The 2,928-nt window shown below is 56.7% G+C and carries 5 protein-coding genes; 2 read left to right on the forward strand and 3 right to left on the reverse strand.

The genetic code is table 11. The features are described 5' to 3' along the window. Positions 1–469, forward strand: a 469-nt coding sequence (locus EV686_RS18465; protein ID WP_165972689.1) for a tyrosine-type recombinase/integrase, incomplete at its 5' end; no start/stop codon positions are given. Here EV686_RS18465 and EV686_RS18470 read toward each other — a convergent pair. Next, complete coding sequence (locus EV686_RS18470; RefSeq protein ID WP_165972690.1) at positions 444–845, reverse strand: DUF4376 domain-containing protein; 402 nt, start codon at positions 843–845, stop codon at positions 444–446. The genes EV686_RS18465 and EV686_RS18470 overlap by 26 nt on opposite strands. Next, on the reverse strand, positions 835–1,206 hold the full coding sequence (locus tag EV686_RS18695; RefSeq protein WP_165972691.1) for a hypothetical protein: 372 nt from the start codon (positions 1,204–1,206) through the stop codon (positions 835–837). Before EV686_RS18695 ends, EV686_RS18470 begins: the two co-directional genes overlap by 11 nt. A 68-nt stretch (positions 1,207–1,274) precedes the next feature. Here EV686_RS18695 and EV686_RS18475 point away from each other — a divergent pair, with 68 nt between their 5' ends. Next, positions 1,275–1,754, forward strand: coding sequence for a hypothetical protein (locus tag EV686_RS18475; protein ID WP_132478431.1), 480 nt, complete (start codon positions 1,275–1,277; stop codon positions 1,752–1,754). Positions 1,755–2,250: 496 nt separating this feature from the next. Here EV686_RS18475 and EV686_RS18480 read toward each other — a convergent pair. Next, positions 2,251–2,928 (reverse strand): hypothetical protein (locus EV686_RS18480; RefSeq protein ID WP_165972688.1); only part of this gene is annotated, 678 nt, incomplete at its 5' end.

The raw sequence follows: 2,928 nt of genomic DNA on the forward strand, positions 1-2,928 counted from the left end.
ACAACAGGTAGACATGACGACGGGCGTCATCACGTTGACAGAAACCAAGAACGGCCGCATCCGGTACGTACCCCTCTCGCCATTTGCCAAGGATGCGCTGCGCCGGCATCTGGCGGATCGGCCTATGCGGGGCCGTGTGTTCGACGTTTCTGCCAGTGCCGTGAGCCAGGCATTTGCCCGAGCCGTCAATAAGTCACGACGCCGCTACGAGGCCATGTGCGAGCAGCACAGCCGCAAGCCGCGAGATCACTATTTCCGTGACCTGCATTTCCACGACCTGCGCCATGAATCCGCCAGCCGCCTCGCATCCGTGTTCCAGGCCGCTGATCTCGCCAAGGTCACCGGCCATCGATCAACCCGTATGTTGCTGCGCTACTACCACCCTCACGGCCGCGACCTGGCCCGCAAACTGGCGCGCAGCACGCTCGGTCGCAGGCAGGCCGCTATTCTGCGTGCGTCTGCCACGTAATGTCGCTCAAATCGCCCATGCTCTCGGCCTGATCGGCCATCGCCTTCAGTTGCCATGATTTTGCATATTGAGCATTGATATGCGCCAGCAACGCAGCGCCCAGCGCGATGATGCCAGCGACATCCATCGGTACGTCCTGATTGTCAGCCGTCCGCCATATAAAGCCCTCAGGCAGGGGGACGCCCGCGGCGACCGCATTGCAAGTGCCGATGATGTTCGTCTGGCTACGCTGGTCACTGTCGTAGTGGTGACCATCGAAAAAAAAGCCACCATCGATGGCGGCTTGGCATGCTGCGGTGATTTCGCTGCGCTTTCGCTCCTTGGCCTCGCGCAGCTTATCGGCGGGCGTGATCAGCCCTGACAGATCAATTGTCATCGGTAGTTTCCTCCTGTGCTTCTGGCGCCAGAATCGGCCAGCCCGTTTCGGGTAGCGGCACGATGCCGTCTGCTGGGTCAATGATCGGCTGCGGAAACCGGGCCTCATACGGCGCATTCGACGCATGCGGCAGCATCACCGTGACATGCAGCACACCGTCATCATCACGCTCGATGTCGCCGACGATGTACGGGCAACCTGTAGCAGCCGCGCCGTCGGGCAGCGTGGCGCCGTCCGGGATGACGCTGAAATCGAGCTCCTGGCCGTTGATGATCAGCGTCTGGCCTCGGCGCTCAAGGTGTAGCGCGGCCTCGAACGGGTGGCCGTATGGCTCACCTGTAGGCGATAGTGTGATTTTCATGATTGATTTTCCTCGAACGAGGGAAGGTTGACTAAATTGGTATTCGCATTGCAAATGCGGAACAGTCGTTGTCGGGCTTGCAAGCTGATGCATTGCTCAAAATCGGCAACCTAGACGAGCTTGAGAATCCAGCCCAAGCCCGCCTGAATCTGGGCGTCATCAGCACACTGATGGGCGAGGTATTCAACACTGACAACTGCACTGTCACCGAGAATTCCAATGGCACCAGCTTCCGACACCCTCAGGGGCTGCAGATTTGCCTGGGATCCATTGGCGTCATCTACTCATTCGCCCAAGGTCTGGAGAGAACTTGGTCATTTCCCCAGCCGTTCATTTCTACACCAATCGGAATTTCAGTTTGCTTCCGAGGCAACGCAAGCAATCAGATCAACTGGCCATCCACGGGGCAATATCGAGCGCATCCAGCATACGCCACACCAGGCCCCCAATCTGTGATCGTGGCGCTGTATGCTCCTGTGGGGATCTCCTGGAATAGCAATTCAGAAGCAACAGACGTTCGAGTGATTGCCGTCGGGCGCTGGAAATGAATGTTGCATTGCAAATGCGATACAGGAAATTTCGGACCTCGAAGCCGCAGCGCTGCTCAAGGCGGACAACCTCGCAGGCCTCGCGGATCTGGCTCAGTCGCGTGTCAATCTCGGTGTCGTACAGACGCTGCTGGGCGAGGTATTCAGCACCGACAATTGCACGGTGACGGAGAATGCCAACGGCATCAGCTGGAGGTTTCCAAGCGGGCTGCAGATATGCGCGCGTTCCGTGTCTGATTCTGTAAACACGACTTCTTTCACATACGGAAATAAAGCACGAACAGATTCTATTTTATATAGCTTCCCGCAGCCGTTTCACATTGCCCCCTGGTGGGTTCCTGGTCTATGGTTTTCGACAACATCAGGCAATCCAGTTGATGGCGTGATTCTTGCGCAAAACTCGACAACCGCTTGGGTCGTAAACTGGCTCTCCCATTCGCAGGGGAGTGGCCTATCCGCTCGGGCCTTTTTTGTTGCTGTTGGGAAATGGAAGTAGTCATTTGTAGCGCCCGACTCCGACAGCGCAAGGGAAGCCAGCAGCATTAATTTGACTTGCATAGATAGCAACGGAGCAGCTCGTTGAATTAGCGTGTCCAGTATGCGCAAATCCACGCTGCACCCCGGCCTGCCTGTTATCAACTCTGCTGTTGAAAATCAGGGCTCCGACAGCCATGCAACTTTCTGTAGACAAGAACGGCTGCGGCCACAGTAAAGTGACAAGTGCGTTAGATGCAAATATGTTTCCGGACGTGATATTTGCTAGGAGCGGCGTGTCTGAATATGCAAAACAAATTTGCAGCCCATCAGGGTGCCTAAACGAGGTGCCGTTTGCATTCTCCGTCACCGTGCAATTGTCGGTGCTGAATACCTCGCCCAGCAGCGTCTGTACGACACCGAGATTCACTCGCGACTGGGCGAGATCCGCGAGACCATAGAGGTTGTCCGCCTTGAGCAGCGCTGCGGCTTCGAGGTCCGAAATTTCCTGTATCGCATTTGCAATGCGAACGTCATTTGCCGCAATGTCGTCTGTGTTGGCCGCAATGTCGTCTGTGTTGGCCGCAATGTCGGCTGTGTTGGCCGCAATGTCGGCTGTGTTGGCTGCGATATTGTCGGTGTTGGTCTGCACCTGAGACGGCAGGCCGCCGATCTCATCGGTGATAGCAGCCAAGCGATC

It is taken from the genome of Paracandidimonas soli (assembly GCF_004342005.1).
Classification (GTDB): Bacteria; Pseudomonadota; Gammaproteobacteria; order Burkholderiales; family Burkholderiaceae_B; genus Paracandidimonas; species Paracandidimonas soli.